Genomic DNA, 4,252 nt, shown 5'->3' on the forward strand with positions numbered 1-4,252 from the left:
GCGCACCCCTCCCTCCTGCGCGAGGATGTACCCAGCACCGCGCTGACAGGAGAAGACGATGGCGACCGTCCCGAGCGAGCCCACGATCAGCGACCCCGAACGAGCCGAGCTCGAGGCCCTGCGCGCCGAGGTCCAGCGCCTGCGGGCCGAGCGGACCGCACCCCCACCGTCGCCCGGAGCGGCCGTCGCCGCCCCCCACCGCCACTGGGTCCGCTGGACCGCGGTGACGGTCCTCCTGGTCCTGGCCGGGGTCCTCATGCTGGGCTCGGTGCTCGCCCGCTACGTGCGCGGCGAGATCCTCGACACCGACCACTACGTCGCGACCGTGACCCCGCTGGGCTCGGACCCGGCGATCCAGGCCGAGATCAGCACCAAGGTCAGCGACGCGATCCTCGAGCGGATCGACCTCGAGTCGGTCACGACCCAGGCGTTGACGACCCTCACGCAGAACGCCGAGCGCCTCCCGCCGCAGGTCATGGGACTGGCCCCGCTCCTCGCGAGCCAGGGCGAGTCGTTCGTCCGCTCGACCGTCGACCGCATGGTCACCTCCCCGACGTTCGAGGAGCTGTGGATCGTCGCCAACCGTCAGGCGCACAAGAACCTCGTCTCGGTGCTCACGGGGGAGGGGGAGACCTCCGTCACGGCCGACGCGAACGGGCAGGTCACGCTCTCGCTCGGACCCATGATCGACGAGGTGAGCAAGCGGCTGTCGGCTCGCGGCTTCACGTTCGTCGAGAACCTCCCGTCGATCAACCCGCAGTTCGTGCTGTTCACCTCGGACGACGTCGTGACGGCCCAGCGTGCGGTCGCGTTCCTGAACAAGGCCGCGAACGTCCTGCCCTGGCTCTCGCTGGCCGTGGCGGTCTGCGCGGTGTGGGCCGCGCCGCGGGGCGGGCGTCGCCGCGCGACGGTCCTGGCCGGCGTCGCCTACATCGTCGCCATGGCGCTGCTCGCGATCGGGATCACCGTCGGACGGTCCCTGTACCTGAGCGCGGTCCCGTCCGACACGCTGTCCCCGTCGGCCGCGACGGCCCTGATCGACGCGGTCCTCGTCCCGCTGCGCACCTCGTTGCGGGCCGTCTTCGCGTTCGGTCTGGTCGTCGCGCTCGCGGCCTACCTCACAGGGTCCAGCCGGTCGGCCGTCGCGGTGCGCGGCGGCTTCAACTGGGCCGTGCGCGCCGTCAGCCGTGGCCATGCGGGCGACGGCGGGCGCGCCCCGCACCCGTTCGAGATCTGGGTCGCGAGGCTGCGCTGGCCCCTCGTCGGGCTCGTCCTCGCGGCGGCGCTGACGGTCCTGGTGTTCTCGCGCTACCCGAGCGGGAGCACGATCCTCGTGATCGCCCTGGTCGCGGCCGTCCTGGTCATCGCGATCCAGGTGGTGTCCGCGCCCGCGCGCGGCGCGACCAGGGCGACGCCCGAGGAAGGGGCGAGCGCCGCCGTCGGGCAGGGGACCGCCGAGGCCCACGAGGAACCCCCGGTCCCCACGGCCCGCTGAGCGCGCTGCCGTGCACGGGGGACAACCCCCGTGCACGACGGCGGAGCGCACCCTGGGCGCGCGGGCGCGCGTCAGGAAGACTGGTGGCACCGCTCGAACCAGATGCAGGAGTCCTGACACCATGTCTGCTGTGACCTCCCCCCAGCCGCTCGGCGACGCCGCGCCCACCGGCGGCCCCGCCGACGGGCCTTCGGGCCCGGTGGCGCCCGCCGAGCCGTCCTCGTCCGCGCCGTCCCAGGCCGGGGCGCCTCCCGTACCCGCCGGCTCCCACGGACAGACGGCCCGCCCGCCTCGCCCGGGCCGGGTCCCGGTGCCGGTCGACCCGCGCTACACGGACCACCGCGAGGACGTCGGCTTCCTGCGGGCCCCCTTCGCGCGGAGCACGTGGCGCGAGTTCGGGTACATCTGGCTCTCGTTGTTCGTCGCACCCGTGGCCTTCACCTACGCGATCTTCACCGTGAGCTTCACGGTCGGGATCCTCGTGACGGTCGTCGGGCTGTTCGTGACGGGCGCGCTCGTCCTCGGGGCCCGCGGCTGGGGCGGCATGTACCGGACCATGGCGCGCTCCATGCTGTCGATCGACGTCCTGGCCCCGGCCCCGTACGAGCGCCGCCGAGGGTTCTGGCGCGTGCTGTGGTCGACCGTGTCCGACGGGCCGGGGTGGCGCGCGCTGTCGTTCATGCTCGTGAGCTTCGTGCTCTCGATCGTGTCGTTCGTCGTGAGCGTGACCTTCTTCTTCACCGCGGTGGGCGCCATGACGCACTGGTACTGGGCGCAGTTCCTCCCGCTCCAGGAGGCGGCCGACGGCACGTGGCACCGAGGCGCCCAGATGGGCACCGACTGGTTCGTCGACACCCCGATGCGGCAGTCGGCGCTCGCGGCGGCGGGCGTCGTGCTGTGGTGGCTGTGGCCTCAGCTCGTCCGGGGCTTCGCCCAGCTCTTCCGCCTGCTCACGATCAACCTCCTGGGTCCCACGCGCGCGAGCCTGCGCGTCCGGGACCTCGAGAAGTCCCGCGGCCGGACGGTCGAGGACGCCGACGCCAAGCTGCGCCGCATCGAGCGCGACCTGCACGACGGGACCCAGGCCCGGCTCGTCGCGGTCGCCATGCAGCTCGGCGAGGCCAAGGAGCAGCTCGCCTCGGGCGGCGACGCGACCGAGGCGCTCGACCTCGTCGACAGCGCGCACGCCTCGACCAAGGAGGCGCTCGTCGAGCTGCGCGAGCTCGCGCGGGGCATCCACCCGCCCGCGCTCGACAACGGGCTCGCGGTCGCCCTGGAGACGCTCGCCGCGCGCTCGCCGCTGCCCGTGACGGTCGACGTCGACCCGCGCGTCGCCCCCTCGCCCGCGGTCGAGACCATCGCCTACTTCTGTGTCGCCGAGCTCGTGACCAACGCCGCGAAGCACGCCCGCGCGTCCGGGGTGTACGTGCTCGTCGAGGAGCAGGGCAGCACGATGCGCCTGCGGGTGCGCGACGACGGGCAGGGAGGGGCCCGGGTCTCGACCCCCGACGCCCAGGGGCACCGCTCGGGCCTCGCCGGCCTCGAGGAGCGGGTCCGCTCGGTCGACGGCACGTTGGAGCTCGTGAGCCCGGTCGGTGGGCCTACGGTGGTCACCGTGACCCTGCCGAGCAGGGTCTGACCCCACCCGTTCCCGGGACCGAGCACGGCCCCGGAACCCCGGACCGCCGCCCCTGCGGGCTGCGCGGCGGTCCTGCACCACGCTGACCCACGACCAAGAAGAGGTACACCGTGCGGCTCGTCATCGCCGAGGACTCCGTCATCCTGCGCGACGGGCTCGTCGCGCTGCTCACGCGCCGCGGTCACGAGGTGGTCGCGGCGGTCGGGGACGGGGACGCGCTGGTCGCGGAGGTCGGGAGGCTCGCGGTCCTGGGCGAGCTGCCCGACGTCGTCATCATCGACATCCGCATGCCCCCGACCTTCACCGACGAGGGGCTGCGCGCGGCCCTGGCCCTGCGGGAGTCCTCGCCCGGGCTCGGGGTGCTGCTGTTCTCGCAGTACGTCGAGACGCGCTTCGTGAGCGACCTGCTCACAGGCGGCGCGGAGGGCGTGGGCTACCTCCTCAAGGACCGGGTCGCGGACGTGAGCGAGTTCCTCGACGCGCTGACCCGGATCGCGGCAGGACAGACGGTCCTGGACCCCGAGGTCGTGAGCCAGCTCATGGGCGCCTCGCGCCTCGACGACGGCCTGGGACGGCTGACGCCGCGCGAGCGCGAGGTGCTCGAGCTCATGGCGCAAGGGCGGTCCAACACCGCGATCGCCGAGAGCCTGTTCCTGTCCTACGGCGCGGTCGAGAAGAACGTGACGTCGATCTTCGGCAAGCTCGGTCTGCCGCAGGACGCGGGGGACCACCGGCGGGTCCTCGCGGTGCTCAGGTACCTGCGGGACTGAGCCCGAGGTGGCGGTGTGCCGGCGGGACCGCTCGCGCCGCACCGATTCGTTGTCAGAAGCGCACCGGGGTATGGCCCGGCCACGTTCTGACAGCTGATCTGCGTGTGCCGCCGCACGGACTCGTTGTCAGAAGCGCACCGGGGTATGGCCCGGCCACGTTCTGACAGCTGATCCGGGGGACAGCCCCCGCACCAGCCCGCCGGATCGCCTCCAATGCCTCGGGGGCGGCTCCCATTCTGTGACGAACCGGGATCTTCAAGACTGTCAGGGAACCTGATCCCCGTCTCGAGGAGCATCCCGTGGCCGGGCCATACCCCGGTGCGCTTCTGACAACGAATCGGTGCGGCG

3 protein-coding genes are annotated in these 4,252 nt (G+C 73.0%); all 3 read left to right on the top strand.

Features of this window, described 5'->3' with window-relative positions:
- Positions 1-58 precede the first annotated feature (58 nt).
- Entirely contained in the window at positions 59-1,495 is a 1,437-nt protein-coding gene (locus tag OERS_RS20270; protein ID WP_068627778.1) for a hypothetical protein, read from the top strand.
- 130 nt (positions 1,496-1,625) lie between these two features.
- The gene (locus tag OERS_RS20275; RefSeq protein ID WP_248948800.1) at positions 1,626-3,134 is read left to right on the top strand and encodes a sensor histidine kinase; all 1,509 of its coding nucleotides are present in this window, start codon (positions 1,626-1,628) and stop codon (positions 3,132-3,134) included.
- A 110-nt stretch (positions 3,135-3,244) separates the two neighbouring features.
- Positions 3,245-3,904, top strand: coding sequence for a response regulator transcription factor (locus OERS_RS20280; protein WP_068627779.1), 660 nt, complete (start codon positions 3,245-3,247; stop codon positions 3,902-3,904).
- Positions 3,905-4,252: the final 348 nt, after the last annotated feature.

The sequence above is a fragment of the Oerskovia enterophila genome (genome assembly GCF_001692445.1).
GTDB classification, from domain to species: Bacteria; Actinomycetota; Actinomycetes; order Actinomycetales; family Cellulomonadaceae; genus Oerskovia; species Oerskovia enterophila.

Coding starts and splice junctions, on each gene's coding strand:
- OERS_RS20270 (WP_068627778.1), top strand. CDS start 59: ATGGCGACCGTCCCGAGCGAGCCCACGATCAGCGACCCCGAACGAGCC.